We start from the raw sequence: 17,912 nt of genomic DNA on the forward strand, positions 1-17,912 counted from the left end.
GTGACTCGCTAGCGTGTACCGCGTACTCATCCCTGTCGACGAGAACACGGATCGCGCGCTGTTGGCCGCCGAGGCAGTCGAATCGCTCCCGAACGCCACCGAGGAGGTGCAGGCCGTCCTCCTGAACGTCTTCGAGGAGTTCGAGGTCTCGGGCGAGGGCGGGCCGGTGAAGTCCGAGGACGTCTGGGACGAGGAGAACTACCCCGAGAGCGTCGACGCCGTCGAGGAGCACCTCGAGTCGGCCGGCGTGAGCGTGACCAGACGGCGAGAGCACGGCGACACGGCCGAACAGATCATCGCCGTCGCCGACGAGATCGACGCCGACAGCGTCGTCATGAGTGGGCGCAAGCGGAGCCCGACAGGAAAGGTGCTGTTCGGAAGCGTCACCCAGTCGGTGATGCTCTCCGCGGAGTGTCCGGTGATGGTGTCGCTGTCGGAGCGGTAGCTGTCTCGCGACCCTACTTCCGGTTCTCCGTCACACCCACAGTATTCATCACGGTCGTTAGTGTACCAAACAGATAGATTGTTAAGTAAGGCCGGTTTTGAGACCAATGGACATGCCTGAAGACAGCATGCAGCGACGTAAATTCCTGTACGGGGCAGCAACTGCGAGCGTAATCGGACTCGCAGGATGCGGTGGTGGCGGCAGTGATGGCGGTAGTGACGGGAGCGACAGCAGTGGCGGCAGTAGCGACGGCAGCGACGGCAGCGACGGCGGCAGCCAGAACCTCTCGCTCCGCGTCGGGACGTCCGCCGGCGGGACGCAAGACGTCGGCCTAGCCGTCGAGCGGGCCGTGAGCCAAGAGAGCGACAAACTGGAGTACTCGACCATCGAGAGCCCGGGGTACATCGGGACTATCCGCCGGATGGCCAACAACCAGTTCAACGCGGGCATCACGGACAACAACTCGCTATCGAAGGCGATCCAGGACAAAGGTCAGTTCTCGGAGCAGCCGGTCGACCGCATCCCGAACTACGGCTTCTACGCCTTCCCGTACAGCATCTACGTCGTCGCCCGGGACGGTACGGGCATCGAGACGTTCGACGATCTGGCCGGTGCGAACGTCTACCCGGCAGAGCCGGGGTACTCGACGCGTGCGACGACGCTCGACGTCTGGTCGCAAGACCCGACGGCCGACGTCTACGAACAGATGAACATCCAGAACATGGGTGTCGGTGACGCGCCCGGTGCGATGGAGGAAGGCAGCATCGACGCGTCGATCGCCTACGGGACCCCGGGCGTCCGATACACCGGGTTCGTGCAGGAGTTCGCCTCCCGAGTCGACGTCCACTACGTCGAGCCGACCGACGCCCTCAAGGAGTCCGCGGAGTCCTACCCCGGTGCCGGGGCTGGGACCACCGCCTACGACGACTGGAGCATGAACCAGGACATCGGCACCGACGAAGTGTTCCACTGGAACCTGGAAGTGAACTACACGTTCAACCCCGAGGCCAACAACGACGCCGTCTACGAGCTGTGCCGCGTCGTCGACGAGCACAACGACACGGTCAACGAGGGCGAAGAGCAGTTCAACGACTTCGAATCCACCAGCGACATGCTGGGCTCCGCTCGGAGAACATCCCGGTCCACCCCGGCGCAGTCCAGTACTACAAGGACAACGACGCGTGGGACAGCAACCTGCAGGAAGGCGAGTAAACCACCGGTAGCCCGGCGTGCCACCCCATCCCCCGCGGGCGAACCCATCATTTACGTAATACAAAACATCAATGACATCACAATCGACTTCGGCCGGACGCGTCACCGGACTACTCCGGGGCCTGGACATCACAGTCACTCTAGTAGCCGTGCTGTTCTGGGCCGGCGTCCTCTTTTGGGCACAGACACAGACCATCTCACAGGTCCGGTACGCGACGGTGTTCGTCGGCGGTATCATGACCGTGTACGCGCTCAACGAAACCCGCGAAGCCATCGAGAGCGGCGACTGGATCGACGGGGCGGTGCTGATCCCGGCATCGCTCGCGCTCATGACCGCCTCTGCGTTCTTCGCGCTGAACTTCGAGGACGTCTACCTGCTTCGACAGGGGTTCGCGCTCGAACACGAGTACATGCTCGCACGGCTCGTAATCATCTCGCTCATGTACCTCACCTGGCGCGAGTTCGGGAACGTCTTCCTCGGCCTCGTCGGCGTCGTACTCCTCTACGCAGTCTACGGGAATCTCGTCCCCGGCGTACTCGGTCACGCGGGGATGAGCGAGGCCACGCTGTTGCAGGCGACGGTCACCGACCTGTACGGCTTCTACGGGAGTCTGACCCAGATTACGGCCTCGTGGATCGCACCGTTCCTCCTGTACGCCGGTCTGCTGTTCGCGTACGGCGCGTTCGACCTGATCCTCCGCGTCGCCATCGTGACGGCGAAGTACATCGAGTCCGGCGTGGCACAGACCGCGGTCCTCGCCTCGGCCGTCATCGGCTCTATCAACGGCTCTTACACCGCCAACGCGGCGATGACGGGTTCGTTCACCATCCCGACCATGCAGGAGAGCGGGATGGACGGTCACCGCGCGGCCGGCATCGAGGCCGTCGCCTCAACGTCTGGGCAGGTACTCCCGCCGGTCATGGGCGCTTCGGCGTTCGTGATGGCGTCGTACCTCGGCGTCCCGTACCTCAGCATCGTCGTCGCCGGTCTCGTGCCGGCGGCGATTCTGGTCATCTCGATCGTCATCGCGGTCCACTACACCGCCATCTCGGACGGTAGCAGCCAGGACATGGAATTCTCGGAGTTCTTCGACGAGACGCTCTCGAACAAGCAGAAACTGTTCGAGACGATCCGATTCGGCATCCCGTTCGGCATCCTCATCTACCTGCTGGGTGTCGCGCAGTTCACGGTGATGACCTCCGCGCTGTACACCGTCGTGGCGATGACGATCACCGGCGTCCTGATGCCGCCCGTCCAGCGACTCGTAGACGGCACCGACACCGGGCCCGGTTCGGAGCTGGTAACGCAGCTGAAGAACACGATCCACGGGTTCCGGCGCGGCGCAATCATCCTCGCGCCGATCGCGATCATCCTCGTGGTCATCAGCGGCGTCGTCAACATCTTCGGTACGACCGGCGTCCCGGCGAAGATCGCGCTCCTGTTGATCAACATCTCCGGGGGCATCCTGCTGTTCGCCGTCTTGCTGGGGATGTTCGTCGCCATCCTCATGGGGGTTGGTATGCCGACGGTGGCGGCCTACGTCGTCGTCGCCATCCTCATCGTCCCGACGTTCGTCTCGGACTTCGGCGTCAGCCAGATCACGGCCCACTACACGATGTTCTACGCGGCCATACTGGCGGGTATCACGCCACCGGTGGCGACCGCGGCGGTGGTCGCAGCGGGCATCGCCGAGGCGAACTTCTGGAAGACGTGCGGGGCAGCCATCAAGATCGCCGCCCCGCTGTTCGTCCTACCAGTTGCGTTCGTCTACAACCCGGGACTGGTCACGATGTCGGTCGGTCTCGACACGCTCGTTATTGGGACGCTGGTGCTGTTCGGCGCGATAACGATAATCTACGGTCTGAACTACCCGTTCCGGATGAGTCCGGGACGAGTCGCCGGGGTTCGTGGGCTGCTGACCGCACTCGGTGTCGTCGTGATGGTGTATCCCAGCACCGCCGTGAAGCTCGCCGGCATCGCGGTGTTCGCCGGCGTCTTCGTCGCCGAGAAGGTGATGATGCGCGGTCTCAAGCTACCGTTTAGCAGGGGGGCAGGCCAATGAGTTCGACCGACGAGTCCCCCGAAGCGATGGCCGAGAGTTCGATGGAGAAGGCTGGTGGTCTCGGTGAGATCATCCCGGAACCGCTCATGCCCGTCTGGCGGCGCATCGAACTGATCCAATCGTTCCGAGAAACCCACGGCGAGCGGTACGTCGCGGTGCTCGAATTGCTCACCGCCGCCGCGCTCATCGTCGGCTACGTCTGGTGGATGTACCTCTATCTGCTGGGCGGTTCCTGAGCCACGTCGCCAGATACGCTCGGCGCCGGTGGCGTCAGTCCTGCCACCGGGCCGCTCGTTCGACGTCGTGCGGAATGTGGTTGTCCTGTCGTTGCACGCCCTCGAGGTACGCCCGCAGGTCCGGCGCGAAGTCGGGGTGGGCGCAGTGCTCGATTATCAACTCGGCACGTTCGACGGGTGAGCGCCCGCGTACGTCGGCCACTCCCTGTTCTGTGACGAAGACATCGACGTCGTGTTCCGTGTGATCGACGTGGAACGCCATCGGGACCACCCGTGAGATGTCACCGCCGTCCAGTGTCGACGGAAGCGCACAGACGGTGACCAACGAGTTGCGGTTGAAGTCGGCCGACCCGCCGACGCCGTTTATCATCCGCTTCCCGCCGACGTGCGTAGAGTTGACGTTGCCGTAGATGTCGAATTCGATAGCGCTGTTGACTCCGACGACGCCGAACTGGTCGATGAGCCCCGGATGGTTGGCGACGTCGGCCGGGCGGAGGACGATGTCCTCGGCGTACCGCTCGACGTCGGCGAAGAGGCGCTCCTGGCCCTCGTCGGTCAGCGCCATCGACGTCGCGCTCGCACACTCGAGTCGGCCGGCGTCGAGCATATCGAAGAGGCCGTCCTGAATGAGTTCGCCGAAGTACACCACGTCGCGGTCGCCGAAGTCCAGCTCCTTCAGTTCGCCCATCAGCGCGTTGCCGAGCGATCCGACTCCGAACTGGAGGTGGACTGCGTCCTCGAACACTGGCGAGCGTTCCATCTCCGCGGCGAGGAACGATCCAAGGTTGGCCGCGATGGCGAGGTCGTCCGCCGTCGGGTCGCGGAAGATGTACGTCGAGTCGGCGACGTCCGTCTCGACGACGCCGACGAGTTTCTCGGGGTCGAAGCCGACGTGGGTCGTCCCGATCCGTTCGCCCGGGTCAGAGAGCGGGATGGGGCCTCTGTTCGGTGGCTTCCCGGGGCGATAAATGTCGTGGAGCGCCTGCAGTTCGAGCGGTTGCCTTCGATTGAGCTCGACGAGAAGGCTGTCGGCGGCCTCGACGAACGCCGGGACCTGCCCGAGCGACGTGGAGGGCACGAACCAGTCCTCACCGACGGCGACGGCCTCGACGACCGCGACGTCGGGGTCGACCAGCCCGCCGTACTGCACCTCGTCGCCGATGGCCGAGGCGTTCCGGTCGCTGAACGCGATCTCGCGCCGGTTGGTCGCGGCCCGGGCGACACTCGAGGACTGGTACGAGAAGCGGCGATCGACGGCACCGGACTCGACGAGGTCGACGTCGATCTCTGCGCCGACGTTGCCGCTGTGGACGACGGTGAGTCCGAGGTCGCGGTCGTCCTCGGCCAGCGCGAGGGGGATTGCCTTCGGGTAGCCGACGCTCCCGAACCCGCTGGTGAGGACCGTCGCGTCGGCCGGGATGCCAGCCGCCACCGACGCGGCGTCGGTGAGTGGGAGGTCCCCGTGCAGGCGGCGCTCGAGCGGAGTGTCCGCCGGGACCGAGCCGCGGTTCACGGTCGGTCACCCCGGACAGGTCGCCGAGACGAGCGGTGGGTGCGAGCGATGCGACTGTCGGTGGTGGCAGTCCTGCTGCCACCGTCCGTGAGGGGAGACATTGTCTGTGGATGGGCAACTCAGCACCGGATAGCGAACGCCACAGCCCCGGCTATCGTTCGGGACTGAGCCGCCGTTTGTCGGTCGCTAGTCGCATATCCACATCTGAGATAATAAATAGTGGGGTAGCCGCCGACGATCGGACCGGCCACCTATATGTGGGGACGGGCCGATGCGACAGGCATGGAAGCGTACGACGACATCAGCTACGCCGTGACCGACGGCATCGCCACCGTCACCATCGAGCGCCCCGACGTGTACAACGCGTTCACCCGGACCACCGTCCTCGAACTCAACGACGCCGCCCGCACCGCCGAGGCCGACGAGGGCGTCTACGCCCTGGTCCTGACCGGCGCCGGCGACGGCTTCTGCTCGGGCGCGGACACGACGGAGATGCCCGACTGGGACGAGCAATCGCCCGAGGAGTACGGCGCGTTCCTCTGGCTCATCCAGCAGTTCGTCTGGAACCTCCGGACGATGGCGACGCCCTCTATCGCGGCCGTTAACGGCCCCGCTATCGGCGCGGGGTGTGACTTCGCGCTGGCCTGTGACCTGCGCGTCGTCGGCGAGGAGGGCGTCATGCGCGAGGGATTCGTCAACGTCGGACTGGTGCCCGGCGACGGCGGTGCGTGGCTCCTGCCCCGTCTCGTCGGCGAGTCCAAAGCCCGCGAGTACCTCCTGACGGGCCGTGACATCACACCCGAGGACGCCGTCGACATCGGTTTGGCGGTCGAACAGGCCGCAGACGCGCTGACGGCCGCGGGCGACCTCGCCGCCGAAATCCGGGACAAGCCCGCGACGGCGGTCCAGCACACGAACCGACTGGTCGACCCCCAGCAGAGCTTCGACGACTACTGCCGGAAAGCCGCGGAATACCAGTGGGACTGCGTCGTCGACGACGAACACAAAGAGGCCGTGGCGGCGTTCAACGAGGGCCGGGAACCGCAGTTCGACCGTTCGTACGACGACTGAGAGAGCGAGAACGAGCGGCGGGGACGGCGGCTACCGCTCCGAGACGGCCGGGAGGCCACCCTCTTTCAGCGCGCGGGCGATCGTGTTCAGTTGCATCTCGTCGGTACCCGCAGCGATGCGTCTGCTCCGGGCAAACCGGTAGAGGTGCTCCAGCGGGTGGCCCTGCTGGTAGGCCCGGGCACCGACGATCTGGACGGCCTCGCTGACGACGTCTTCGGCCATCTGCGAGCAGTGGAGTTTCGCCGTCGACGTCCGGAGCCGAGATGGCGGCTGTTCGTGGCCCTGTGCCCCCGCCGCAGACAGGTACACCAGCGCTGCTGCTGTCTCGATCTGTCGGTACATCTCGGCGAGTTTCCACTCGATGCCCTGGAACTCGTCGAGCGTCTGCCCGAACTGCTCGCGCTCGCTCGCGTACTCCAGCGCCTGTTCGAGCGCCGCCTCGGCCCACGCGACGGTGAGGACCGAACTCCCGAGGCGCTCCCAGTTGAGTGACACCAGTTGCTCCTTGAACGCTTCCTCCCCACGGGTGAGGACGTGGCTCTCGGGGACGACCACGTCGTCGATGGTGAAGTGCGTCTGGGCGTAGCCGGCCATGTTCGTGTACACCTCCGCGATTTCCACGCCGGGGTCGTCGTACGGGATGACGACCGATCCCAGACCCTCCGGAAACCGAACCCACGTCACCGCGGCGTCGCCGAACGGGACGCCACCGACCCACGTCTTCTCACCGTTGCAGACCAGCTGACCGTCCTCCTCGGTCACTTCCGTCGTCATCGACCCCACGTCCGAGCCAGCCTCCGGCTCAGAGATGGCGATGGAGACGAAGCTCTCGCCCGCCGTGACGTCGGGGAGGTACGCTTCTTTCACCGCCTCGGACCCGAACAGGTCGATGGCCCGCGGGGCGACCATGCTCTGCATGTAGGTGAACCAGCCGGTATCCGGGCACTCGCGACCGACCGCCTCGGTCAACAGCATGGCCGTCACGTCCGAGAGACCCTGCCCGCCGTACTCCTCGGAGATGGACGGACAGTAGAGGTCCGCCTCGGCCAGTCGCTGCAGGTTTGCCCACGGGACGTCGCCGCGCCAGGTGTACGCCTCGTCGGCGAACTCGGCAGCGACCGATTCCGCGCGCTCGGCGTACTCGCGTTGCTCTGCTGTCAGGGTTCGCATCGTGCTAGTCTTCCGGACAAACCATGATAAATTGTCTGATTCGTGCCGTCTCGGGACGAGAAGAGATCGAGTCCGCGGTGGCGCCGGTGACACACGTTGGCCAACCAATTAGGGAGGAGTGTGCCGTTGTCGCGACCATGTCCCGACTCGTCTTCGTCGCCGCGCTCGTCGTGCTGGCCGGGTGTGCTGGTCTCACAAGCGACGGGGCGACCGACGAGCGCGTGACGCCCGTCGAGATATCCGAGGCGACCGCTGCCGACATCGAGGTGCCCCACACCGACGGGGGTGTCGACATCGATCGGGTGATCTCCCGACACGACGCCGCACTGGCGACCCGGTCGTTCTACCGTCGGGTCGACCGCGAGGATCCGATCGGCTCACGCGAGGTGTGGGTCGACAGGGCCCCGACCGGCGACGTCGTCCGCGTCAGGCAGTCGTCGAGCGGAGCGACGAGGGAGGCACTCGTGGCCGGCAACGCGACGTACCGACCGGCAGACCGTGGCCCGGGATATACGCGGACCCCTCGCGGCGGACACACGCCATATATCGTCTCGCTCTCGGGTGCGTTCACGCTCGAGCAGTTCCTCTCGCCGTACGACTACCGTGTGCTCGGGACGGTCAAGCGGGACGGGCACACCCTCGCGGTGCTGGGGGCGAACGCGACGCTCGTCTACCGCCCCGATCCGGATCCCGACGAGACCGTCGACGTCGTCTCGCGGGTGTACGTCGGTCGGGACGGCGTCGTCCGCTACGTCGACCACAGCGGACAGTTCTCCTCCGGCGGCGAGCGGGTGTTCCAGATGCGTGTGACGACAGGACTCGAGCGTATCCCGGTCCCGTCGTGGCTGGACGAGTCGATCGTCTATCCGCCGACGACACCGTGACAACTCCACTCACACCGCCAGGTCACCTCACGTACCGCTCGATACGTGGCGTGAACGTGTCCAGTAGTTCGGTCCGGTCGGCGAGGCCGCGCACACCGTGACGGACGCCCGGCCCGACGATGAACGAATCCCCGGCCTCCAGCGTCCGCTCGTGGTCGCCGAACAGTTCGATGGCCCCCTCGACGACGTACACCGTCTGTTTGGTCTCCGCATGTTCGTGTTCCGGAAAGACCGCGCCCGCCTCGACAGTGTAGTGGACCTGCATCGTCTCCTCGTCGACGCAGAGTACGCGCCGCTCGATGCCCTCGTAGGCCTGTTCGATTCTGTGCGGGTTGTCCCACGTCCCGACGGTAAGGTTCTCGACGGACTCCATACGTGCGGCTGGTGGCCCACGGAGATAAGTCCGGTAGCCACCGCCGGTCGACGTACCCGCCGATGTGGCTCAGACCTTCGTGGCGAGCCTCTCTGCGATGTGTTCACCGAAGGGGAGCGACGAGGTCAGGCCCGGTGACACGGCGTTGAGGATGTGCACCGCGTTCTCGCGTTCGATGAACAGTGGATCCTTTACCAGTTCGCCATCGTCGCTGACGAGTTGGGCGCGGATACCGGCGTAACTCTTCTCTAAGTCCTCGGCACGCACCTCGGGCACGAGCCGCTGTGATGCCTCGGCGAACTTCTGCTTGCGGTAGGACTTGTTCAGTTCCGACCACGCGACCGACAGCATCGTCTTCGAGGCGAGGAGCTTCCTGAAACCCTCGTAGGTGAGCGTCTCGGCGAGATCGGCTGGGTTCACGTCCGTGTTGTCGTAGGCCTCGCGGCCGAACGCGAGCACTGCGTTCGGGCCGACGATGACCTTCCCGTCGGTTCGTCGCGTGTAGTGGACACCGAGGAAGGGCAGTTCGGGGTCCGGCGTCGGATAGATCATCGTCTGACAGAGGTCGGCTTTCTCCGGTGTGAGTTCATAGTACTCCCCGCGAAACGGGACGACCTGATACCCCTCGCCAACGCCGACCTGATGGGCCAGCGTGTCAGCATGCAGGCCCGCCGCGTTCACCAGATACGACGCCGCGACGTCGCTGTTGCTCGTCGTAATACGGTAGCCGCTGGCGGTGTGTTCGATCCGCGAGACGGCGTGGCCGGTGTACAGCGAGACGCCCGCCCGCTGGACCTCTCGCGCGAGCGCGTAGACGTACTGTTGTGAGTCGACCGAGGCGGCCTCCGGCGCGTAGAAGGCCCGCTGGCCGACGGCGTGGGGTTCGTGCTCGCGAATCGCTTCCTGTGACTCCAGCAGTTCGTAGGCGACGCCGTTGGCCTCGGCCTGGTCGGCGAGCGTCTCCAGATGGGCCGCCTCGCGGTCCGTCTTCGCCACGACGAGGACACCCAGTTCCTCGCACGGCACGTCGTGGTCCGCACAGTACGCCTTCATCCGTCTGGTCCCCTCGGTGGCGAAGCGCGCTTTCTTCGACTCGGGTGGGTAATTAAATCCCGGGTGGAGGACGCCCGAGTTCCGACCGCTCTGGTGCTGTGCGAGGTGGTGTTCCTTCTCGAGAACGGCGACGTCGAAGTCCGTCTGTTCCGAGAGGTGCTTCGCGACAGACAGTCCGACGCAGCCGCCGCCGACGATGGCGACGTCGTGGTGCATCATTGGCAACTCGTCGCTCGGTTTGCGGCGGGAGCAGTTAGGGATATCGCTTCTCGTGGGTTCAGCTCGAAACATTCTACCAGATCGATAGATACGCCCACAATATAAAGATGTAATTTCCGCTAATACACATGTACTAGAACATATTGTAACTCAAATCCCAGATACGCACACAGAATTGGTATATCGACTATCATATTTCCTCATGAACCTATATCTCCACCATAATCAGTTCTTTTACCAGGACGGAGAGGCATAAGGCGCCACTGTTGTCACCAAAATGCGGTCTCAATCGAGATGTGAAGTCGACGACCGAAAAGCGATGCAGAAGTACCAGATCGTGTGCGCCGTTCGCTGTTCGGGCTCTCGCTACTGTTCGCCCATCCGATCACCCGCAACACGCCGTCCTTTCGTCGTCAGCGCCACCTCGGTGCGCTCGCGGACGACGCTGATGACGCCGAGTTCGATGAGGCGGTTGAAGATGGCCTCAGTCTTCTCGACGTCGATGCCGACGAAGTTGGGGATGTCGAACGGCGAGACGCCCGAGTGGAGCGCCATGACGACCCGCTTCTCCGTCGAAGAGAGGTCGAGGTCAGCCTGATTCTGCTCGGCGCTGTCTTCGAGCATCGTCCGGAGGACGGTGGCCTGGAACTCCTCGCCGGCGAGGTGCGTCTCGACGCTGATGTCGGCCTCGCTGTGTTCGACCTGGATGACGGTGCGTTCCTCGCCCGAGACCTGCTTTTCCTCAATGGTCAGGTCGCCGATGTCGCTCCGTTCGACGTCGACGGTCCCGGCTATCTCGTTGACGCGGCTCCGTAAACACTGCCGGAGCGCCCGTGACTGTTCGTGTATCTCCTTGAGCATGTAGTGGTCGTAGCCGCTCTTGTCCGTCTCCTCGGGGTCCCACTCGATGGTGTCGACGTCCTTCTCGACCGAGTCCCCGTCGAGCGTCGTGACGGTCCAGTCCTCGGCGTCGAGTCGGTCCCCGTTCAACACGAGCGGCGGGCGGTCGACCACCGAGCGGGCCTGCACAGCGCGTGGCCGCTCCCGAGTTGCTTGTGCTGTGTGACGTACGTGATCGGGACACTCCAGTACGTCGGTTCGAAGTGGTCCTGAACGCGGTCGCGCTTGTAGCCGACGACGGTCACCAGCCGCTCGATGCCGGCCTCGACCAGCGCGTCGAAGACGTGGCCAGAATCGGCCGGTTCCGCGTCAGCGGGCGAACCTCGTGCCCTCGCCGGCCACGAGGACAACCGTCGTGTCGAGTCCCATATACATGTCAACCGGAGTGAAGATTTGGATATGGCGGGACTAATACGAATTTCGAGTTGCTCCGCGAATCCACACGTACTGGCAGTTAGGGAGTAAATCGAGTATGCTTCAGTTGGTCTCAACTGGACAGAGTCAGTGAACGAGGCATCCTCACGGACGGCCGCCTCGTACGTGAGGATGCGCTCAGCTATAGTGAACAGACCAACCTCAGTGACACGCTTCTCCTTGGCGTTTATTCTACGAATCGTGTCTTGAAACCACCACCACCACCACTATGACTCCACGACAGATCAGGGCAGAGAGTTACTGGTCCACCCTGTATCAGGATGGCTTTCAAACCCATGACTCGAATCCTGCCAAGCCGCCATCTCACCATTAGCAAAATAAATCATCCAGTATACAAATAGAGGTGTCAGCACGTTCTCAATGAGCCCATTTGCTGTCGGTCTATATCGAGACTATGCATATCCCAGCGCTTCAAGCTGTTCGTCGATACTATCTACAGTATCTCGATTGTTATCCAGCGCTTCGAATTTTACCCAGGGAACTTCCGTAAGTGGAGGAACGTGGCACTTGTTTGGATGTTCATAGAGACCGAAATCAGACAGCCGACCGAACGTTTCACCGTGATCACTCGTCACGACTACTGTCGTATCCTCTGCCCACTGTTCAATGTATGGAAGTATAGTTCGCCAGATACTCGATACAGAAGCCTGATACGCCATTAGCGCGGTTTCTGCTTCTACAAAACCTCTCTCCATTCCTTCTTGTAAGCTCCTGACTTTCCCATTCCGACTAGACCAAGGGCCAAGGTTCTCATAGGCCAGACGCCACGAGTCGCCAGTTCGAGCGACATACGGCCAATGTGGTTGCAAAAGATGACCCACTACTGGTGACTCTCCCGCACTAATAAGTTCTGTCACCCGATCAAGTATTGGTTCGGGAGGCACGGTCTGGAGATTGTTGTCCCAATGAGTCTCCCAGTATGGCTCAACCTCTTTTGCACCAGATTCAAATTCGAAATACTTCGGATTTGCAGAGACAACACGGGCTTCAGAGAGGGTGCCAGCTTGCCCAATTCTTTCAATCCATCCCCGGGTACAGCTTGCTGGCGATCGTACTGTCTGAACGGGCCAGTTAGCTTCCTGTTGTAGTGTATCTGCTCGACAGGCATCAAGAATGATGACGACATCCCAGTCTTCCTGTTCGAGATCGTTCAATTGTCCATCTAAGTTCGGTCTGGTGAGTGACTGAACAACACGCTTTTGTACCCGGTAATAAAGACTTTCCGCAGTCATACAATTTCTCATATATGAACGGACTAATGTTTTTCCCCATCTATGTGTGTTCCATGTATTCTCAATATGCGAGCGTTCAAAGAAAATTCAAATACATCGCTTCAAGCAGTGGAACATAGAGCGACCAAAGAGGGGGCTCCTTGCGTGGCTTGGAGTCATCTTACTGCTCTCCCATCCGGTCGCCAGCGACACGCCGTCCTTTCGTTGTCAGCGCCACCTCGGTGCGCTCGCGGACGACGCTGATGACGCCGAGTTCGACGAGGCGGTCGAAGATGGCCTCGGTCTTCTCGACGTCGATGCCGACGAAGTTGGGGATGTCAAACGGCGAGACGCCCGAATGAAGCGCCATGACGACCCGTTTCTCTGTCGAAGAGAGGTCGAGGTCAGCCTGATTCTGCTCGGCGCTGTCTTCGAGCATCGTCCGGAGGACGGTGGCGTGGAACTCCTCGCCAGCCAGATGCGTCTCGACGCTGATGTCGCCCTCGCTGTGTTCGACCTGGATGACGGTGCGTTCCTCGCCCGAAACCTGCTTTTCCTCGACGGTCAGGTCGCCGATGTCGGTCCGTTCGATATCGACGGCCTGTCCGTCCGCCAGCGCCAGTCGAAGCGCCTCGTCGGTGACTTCCAGTCGGCCTTTGGTCCACGCGGTGTCCTGTACGACGCCGCCTTTCAGCGCGGGGTGTTGTGCGAGGATGACCGCGCTGTCGAGACTCGCCCGGTAGAAGTCCGTCTGGAACACGTCGTGGTCCGACGTGGAGACGAGGACGACGTCCTCGCCGACGTGGAAGGCGAGGTACTCGGAGACGCCCACGCTCTGCTGGTTCACGTCGAAGCGGTCGGCGATGCGGTCGATGTCGTCGAGCGCGATTTGACGCTTGCTGTCGCCGATGAGTGCGATCCGTTCGGTCGTGAGGACGACGCGACAGTTTCGCCACTCGGCGTCGGTGAGCCGCTGGCCCTGCGAGACGGCGAGCAGGTACTGCCCCTGCATATCGGCTATCTTCTTCTCTGTGTCGCTCATGCCCCGTGACCGGCCTCTATCCGTCGTTGTCGAGGGTCGTGAATATAGCTTCCGCCGCCAGTGTCGATGCTGAGAACGCGGATCGTCACCATCGATTGTAGAGGGAACGTGAATCCCTTGTCGAGGAGCTAACAACACGAGTGAGTAGAGTGAGGTGTTGCAGGTTTGAGACGATTAGAATCAGATTGCATCAACTCAGAAACCCGAAACTATTCCAGTTGACTCCGATGTACTGTAAAGCAATGACTAAGGCATACCAAAAACTGCAGTCCGGACCTCAGACCAGCATTGCTCGCTCTGAATTGAATTATGATGAGCGGGCAGATGCCCGTGTGATTAGTGTTCGAGGAACGACCGGATTAGCACAAGTGAACAATCCAGGAAAATTCACTAATGTGATCTATTTGGAGGGTGACGAAGAAGCAGCTGCAGAGCTCTTTGCGGACGTCAACGCAGATCTCATCAATGCGATAGATCTCTCGGCTAAAAATGTCTTACAGACGAGTGTCCCACGACAGATGTACGATCTCATCCTCAACGCGTCTGGACGGCGTGAGATTCGAAAATACCCGACTGTCGTCTTCGAGAGACGCGAAGACGGGACTATCTGGCTTATCGACCGGAATCGATACGAGACACACGTGGACCGTCGCTATACCACCAGTGAAACTGGTAGCGCACGGGTTCCACCGGAGGTCTCGATAGAAGATCTGTATGACCAACAGGGATCAGTGATTGCTGAATCCGATATCAATTCAACTACTATTACGGGTGATGTTCGACAAGTGCTTGATTACTATCGAGTTGCATCGGGGTACCACTGTCAACCGACGACCGTAGATAACGGCCAACTCGCAATCAAGAAAGAATTCTAACGACAATTACACTGCAAGACGGCAGTACGTAGAGACACCAGATGCATAGGATTTTGATTTTATTCGCATCATAGCGACAGTATCGACTGTTCACGTTGCATATAATAATCAGACCACAGCCGGCACCTGCTCAAGGACTGCCGCTACCGACGTAGCGCGCGAAAGAAAGGGCGGAATCTCAGAGACGGGAAATCCCGTTAGTTGTCGCGGCGGACCGCGAGGAGCGCAGCAGCGACGAGGGCGACGAGGGCGATGACCGCGGTGAAGCCGGGGCCACTGTCACCAGTGGTCGTCTCTTCCGTGGTCGTCTCCATCGTCGTGGCCTCTTCGGTGGTGGTCTCCTCGGTGGTCGTCTGCTCCGTAGTCGTCTCCTCCGTGGTCTGCTCCGTGGTCGTCTGCTCGCCAGTGGTGATCGTCACGGCAGCAGAGTCGGTCACGGCGGAGCCGTTGGACGTGTACGGACCGTCGTTCTCCGGGAAGTCGTAGGTCTGGTCACCGTCAGTGTCGAGGTGCGGCATCGCGACCGCGGTGAAGTCCTCGGACTGCGTGGTGTTCAGCGTGACCTCGACGTCCTCGTGGCTGCCAGCTTCGAGGTAGCTGGAGGCCCCGATGACGTCACCGGAGGCGGAGCCGTTGTGGATGGCGATGAAGCCGCCCTCGGACAGCGTGGCGCTGTCGACGACGACCGTCTCACCGTTGGACTCCTGATCACTGATGCTCACGGACGCGGACGGAGCGGCACCGATCGTGCCGTCGATCTCGTCGTCCGAGATGTCGGATTCAGCGGTGAAGTTCGTGCCGGGACTCTGGTCGCTGAAGTCAGCGACAGCCGTGAAGCTACCGTCCGGCTGGACGTAAGCACTCGGCTGTTTCAGGAACGGACTGGATTCGTCCTCACTCCGGACGTCAACAGTGACTTCCGTACCGGGTGCGACGTTGGTCGTGCCAGTAATCTCCTGGCCAGATGCAGCCTGAACCGTGATATCTTCGTCACCGTTCAGGGTCGAGTCACGGTCCTCGAAGGAGAACGTATCGTTGACCGTCACGTCGTCCTCAGAGAGGTCAGACTCGTCTTTCATCGTGAAGTTAGCAGTGTACGAGTCACCGTCGTCGATATCGTCACCCAGGCTCTCTGCCTGGGTGTCGATCGCGACGAAGTGAGTGTCGTTGGCCTCGTCGTAGAGGACTGCGACGTTCTCCGAGTCGATCTCGTTACCGACGAGGAAGTTGGTCCCGTCAGTGTTCTGACCGGGGTCCTCCTCCTCAAGCTCGAGCTTGAAGAGTTCGTCGAGGGTGTTGTCCTCTTCAGGATCGGCGCCGGTCACAGAACTCCGATCGTCGTCGAAGTTGTTGGAGACATCACTGTAGGCTTCGGCATCGCCGCCGCCGTACTCGTAGAGACCTTCCAGACCAGATGCCTCAACCTGCACGACGAGCGTGTCTTCGAAGGCAACCGTGTCGGTCTGGGTCAGGTTGTCGCTGCCAGCGAGGTCGTAGACCGCGCTGACGTTGTCGTCATCAGCGGCGTCGCTGATGTCGTCGAACGAGTCGGTCGGTGCAGTCCAGACCTGCGCGTTGTCGGTCGAACGTTCACGAAGCTGGAGGGTCGCGACGTCGTCCTGACTGTCGACGACACCGGTGTCCTTCCGGTCACCTGCATCCGCACCAGCCGTGACGTTCACGTCGTAGGACCCGTCGTCAATCAGGTTGTTGCCGATGGTGTCGGCACTGTTGTCTCCGTCAACATCCTGGATGTTGAACGTAGCGGCTTCAAGGTTCGTGTTAGCATCGTCGGTGTACGTACCGGTGACTTCCTGGTGGATCTCGATGTCGTCATCGTCGTTTGCGACGTCAACGACACCAGAAGCCTGATCCGCTCCGGCCAGGAAAGTGTTGAACTCGACGACGACCTCGCCGTCGCCGTTACCGTCCTCGACAGTCGCAGTCAGCGAGTAGGCGTCACTTTCCGGGGAACCGATAGTGACAGTAGCCTCATCCGTATTCTGCAGTTGGACGGGGATGCGGGCGATGTCACCCCGGTCCTCCGTGACGACAGAGTTGGCGAAGGTTGCCTCCTCGTCGCCAGTCTGAGCGACGGTGAACTGGTCGGTCGAGGCCGTGATGCTGGTCTCGACGTCGGTCACATTGACCGTGTAGTTACCCGTATCGACATCGTCTCCCGTGTTGAACGTGAGGGTGGTCTCACCATCGGCGTCGATATTACCGGTAACAGACTCGTCAACGTTTCCGTTGGAGTCGATGAGTTCAGCATCGACGTCTCGGTCGATAGCACTCGACTCGACCGTTACTTCGATGTTCTCGTCCTCACCGAAGGAGCTCTGGTCGGCAGTGGCGCTGAAGCCGAGGTCCTTGATAGTAAGCGAGCTGTTGGTAGTGCCCGTCTTGACGTTGTAGTCACCGAGTTCGAGGTTCTCCGTTCGGAGGACGTAGCTGACCGAGTCAGACCCAGTACCACGCTGTCGGCTGATACTGTGGTCTTCCGGAGGCTCGGAGACGATATCGAACGTTGTGTCCTGGGGAGCCTGGATGACGACGGCGGCGCCGCGGAAGGCGTCTTCGTCGTCACCGGTGAAGTCTCCACCACGCTCGTCGGCCTCAACGTCAACAGTCGTCGGAGCGTAGACAGCATCGAAGTCCTCGTCAGAGTCAACCTCATCGCCAGTGGTGTCTGCACCGTCGTAGACACCTGTGAAGCTGACGTTCTGGATTCGGGTGTACGCTGAACCATCGTCCTGTGCAGCAGGGAGGATGATGGTCCGGTCACCAATCTTGCTAGCGCCACTGATATCGACATCCTCTACGACCTCGCCGTTAGAGAGGCCGATATCGACAGTGGCACTGTCTCCGAGAGTGACTTGGTCTTCGAACGTTACTTCTAGAACGGGATCATTTTCGCTAATCCCAGTGAACTGGGTTGCAGCGTTCCCGGCGGAATAGTGGACCGCCTGGTCCACGCTAGGCTCTGCTGCTGCAGCGCTGCCGGCGAACGCGGTGCTCATCGCGAACACCGAGAACACCATCAGCGCTGTCAGGAACAGGCTGCGGATTTTTTCGTTAGTTTCTGTCATAGTTTGTTGGTTGCTATCGGGCGGCGTCAGCCGTTTTCCACGTGGTCGGTGCGCGGCGACCGCGGCCACGCGTAGACCGAACCGGTGTACTCACTTCTGGCGCCATGGGTAGGGGTACGGA

14 protein-coding genes and 2 pseudogenes are annotated in these 17,912 nt (G+C 61.8%); 7 read left to right on the forward strand and 9 right to left on the reverse strand.

The genetic code is table 11. From position 1 onward, the window contains the following. The first annotated feature begins 13 nt into the window (after positions 1–13). The 4 genes and pseudogenes from G9465_RS00340 to G9465_RS00355 all read left to right on the forward strand — a co-directional run bounded on the left by G9465_RS00340 (position 14) and on the right by G9465_RS00355 (position 3,956). Positions 14–445: a universal stress protein gene (locus G9465_RS00340; RefSeq protein WP_166966461.1), complete on the forward strand. Its 432-nt coding sequence runs from the start codon at positions 14–16 to the stop codon at positions 443–445. 112 nt (positions 446–557) lie between these two features. Continuing rightward, a pseudogene (locus G9465_RS26215) lies at positions 558–1,657 on the forward strand (TAXI family TRAP transporter solute-binding subunit). Positions 1,658–1,728: 71 nt separating this feature from the next. Further along, the gene (locus G9465_RS00350; RefSeq protein WP_166966462.1) at positions 1,729–3,720 is read left to right on the forward strand and encodes a TRAP transporter fused permease subunit; all 1,992 of its coding nucleotides are present in this window, start codon (positions 1,729–1,731) and stop codon (positions 3,718–3,720) included. Next, on the forward strand, positions 3,717–3,956 hold the full coding sequence (locus tag G9465_RS00355) for a hypothetical protein (protein WP_166966463.1): 240 nt from the start codon (positions 3,717–3,719) through the stop codon (positions 3,954–3,956). Before G9465_RS00350 ends, G9465_RS00355 begins: the two co-directional genes overlap by 4 nt. 34 nt (positions 3,957–3,990) lie before the next feature. Here the strand turns inward: G9465_RS00355 and G9465_RS00360 are convergent, their stop codons facing one another. After that, positions 3,991–5,469 (reverse strand): acetyl-CoA hydrolase/transferase C-terminal domain-containing protein, encoded by a 1,479-nt coding sequence (locus tag G9465_RS00360; RefSeq protein WP_227015654.1) that lies wholly within the window; start codon positions 5,467–5,469, stop codon positions 3,991–3,993. A 282-nt stretch (positions 5,470–5,751) separates the two neighbouring features. Between G9465_RS00360 and G9465_RS00365 the strand changes: the two genes are divergently transcribed. Further along, the gene (locus tag G9465_RS00365; RefSeq protein ID WP_166966464.1) at positions 5,752–6,540 is read left to right on the forward strand and encodes an enoyl-CoA hydratase/isomerase family protein; all 789 of its coding nucleotides are present in this window, start codon (positions 5,752–5,754) and stop codon (positions 6,538–6,540) included. A 30-nt stretch (positions 6,541–6,570) separates the two neighbouring features. Here G9465_RS00365 and G9465_RS00370 read toward each other — a convergent pair whose 3' ends face one another. Further along, the gene (locus tag G9465_RS00370) at positions 6,571–7,710 is read right to left on the reverse strand and encodes an acyl-CoA dehydrogenase family protein (protein WP_166966465.1); all 1,140 of its coding nucleotides are present in this window, start codon (positions 7,708–7,710) and stop codon (positions 6,571–6,573) included. Positions 7,711–7,847: 137 nt separating this feature from the next. Here G9465_RS00370 and G9465_RS00375 point away from each other — a divergent pair, with 137 nt between their 5' ends. Further along, a complete protein-coding gene (locus tag G9465_RS00375) occupies positions 7,848–8,594 on the forward strand; it encodes a hypothetical protein (RefSeq protein ID WP_166966466.1) in 747 nt (248 codons plus the stop codon). 22 nt (positions 8,595–8,616) lie between these two features. On the opposite strand, the gene G9465_RS00380 is transcribed toward G9465_RS00375, so the two are convergent. From G9465_RS00380 to G9465_RS00405, 6 genes and pseudogenes are all read right to left on the reverse strand, one after another. Further along, entirely contained in the window at positions 8,617–8,967 is a 351-nt protein-coding gene (locus G9465_RS00380) for a cupin domain-containing protein (protein WP_166966468.1), read from the reverse strand. 69 nt (positions 8,968–9,036) lie between these two features. Continuing rightward, complete coding sequence (gene lhgO / locus G9465_RS00385; RefSeq protein WP_166966470.1) at positions 9,037–10,239, reverse strand: L-2-hydroxyglutarate oxidase; 1,203 nt, start codon at positions 10,237–10,239, stop codon at positions 9,037–9,039. Positions 10,240–10,605: 366 nt separating this feature from the next. Next, the gene (locus G9465_RS00390; protein WP_394353984.1) at positions 10,606–11,100 is read right to left on the reverse strand and encodes a CheF family chemotaxis protein; all 495 of its coding nucleotides are present in this window, start codon (positions 11,098–11,100) and stop codon (positions 10,606–10,608) included. A gap of 111 nt (positions 11,101–11,211) precedes the next feature. Then, positions 11,212–11,508 (reverse strand): annotated as a pseudogene (locus G9465_RS00395) (sugar phosphate nucleotidyltransferase); the annotation flags it as partial. A 458-nt stretch (positions 11,509–11,966) separates the two neighbouring features. Then, positions 11,967–12,806 carry a hypothetical protein gene (locus G9465_RS00400; RefSeq protein ID WP_166966472.1) on the reverse strand — a complete coding sequence of 280 codons (840 nt, stop codon included), beginning with the start codon at positions 12,804–12,806 and terminating at the stop codon, positions 11,967–11,969. 160 nt (positions 12,807–12,966) lie between these two features. Then, positions 12,967–13,827: a CheF family chemotaxis protein gene (locus G9465_RS00405; protein ID WP_166966474.1), complete on the reverse strand. Its 861-nt coding sequence runs from the start codon at positions 13,825–13,827 to the stop codon at positions 12,967–12,969. 242 nt (positions 13,828–14,069) lie between these two features. On the opposite strand from G9465_RS00405, the gene G9465_RS00410 reads away from it, so the two are divergent. Continuing rightward, a complete protein-coding gene (locus G9465_RS00410) occupies positions 14,070–14,702 on the forward strand; it encodes a hypothetical protein (protein WP_166966476.1) in 633 nt (210 codons plus the stop codon). 197 nt (positions 14,703–14,899) lie between these two features. Here the strand turns inward: G9465_RS00410 and G9465_RS00415 are convergent, their stop codons facing one another. Continuing rightward, positions 14,900–17,791 (reverse strand): BGTF surface domain-containing protein, encoded by a 2,892-nt coding sequence (locus G9465_RS00415; RefSeq protein ID WP_166966478.1) that lies wholly within the window; start codon positions 17,789–17,791, stop codon positions 14,900–14,902. Between the last annotated feature and the right edge of the window lie 121 nt (positions 17,792–17,912).

The sequence above is a fragment of the Haloarcula sp. JP-L23 genome, assembly GCF_011602445.1.
GTDB classification, from domain to species: domain Archaea; phylum Halobacteriota; class Halobacteria; order Halobacteriales; family Haloarculaceae; genus Haloarcula; species Haloarcula pellucida.

Coding starts and splice junctions, on each gene's coding strand:
- G9465_RS00350 (WP_166966462.1), top strand. CDS start 1,729: ATGACATCACAATCGACTTCGGCCGGACGCGTCACCGGACTACTCCGG.
- G9465_RS00355 (WP_166966463.1), top strand. CDS start 3,717: ATGAGTTCGACCGACGAGTCCCCCGAAGCGATGGCCGAGAGTTCGATG.
- G9465_RS00365 (WP_166966464.1), top strand. CDS start 5,752: ATGGAAGCGTACGACGACATCAGCTACGCCGTGACCGACGGCATCGCC.
- G9465_RS00370 (WP_166966465.1), bottom strand. CDS start 7,710: ATGCGAACCCTGACAGCAGAGCAACGCGAGTACGCCGAGCGCGCGGAA.
- G9465_RS00375 (WP_166966466.1), top strand. CDS start 7,848: ATGTCCCGACTCGTCTTCGTCGCCGCGCTCGTCGTGCTGGCCGGGTGT.
- G9465_RS00380 (WP_166966468.1), bottom strand. CDS start 8,967: ATGGAGTCCGTCGAGAACCTTACCGTCGGGACGTGGGACAACCCGCAC.
- lhgO (WP_166966470.1), bottom strand. CDS start 10,239: ATGATGCACCACGACGTCGCCATCGTCGGCGGCGGCTGCGTCGGACTG.
- G9465_RS00390 (WP_394353984.1), bottom strand. CDS start 11,100: ATGCTCAAGGAGATACACGAACAGTCACGGGCGCTCCGGCAGTGTTTA.
- G9465_RS00400 (WP_166966472.1), bottom strand. CDS start 12,806: ATGACTGCGGAAAGTCTTTATTACCGGGTACAAAAGCGTGTTGTTCAG.
- G9465_RS00405 (WP_166966474.1), bottom strand. CDS start 13,827: ATGAGCGACACAGAGAAGAAGATAGCCGATATGCAGGGGCAGTACCTG.
- G9465_RS00410 (WP_166966476.1), top strand. CDS start 14,070: ATGACTAAGGCATACCAAAAACTGCAGTCCGGACCTCAGACCAGCATT.
- G9465_RS00415 (WP_166966478.1), bottom strand. CDS start 17,791: ATGACAGAAACTAACGAAAAAATCCGCAGCCTGTTCCTGACAGCGCTG.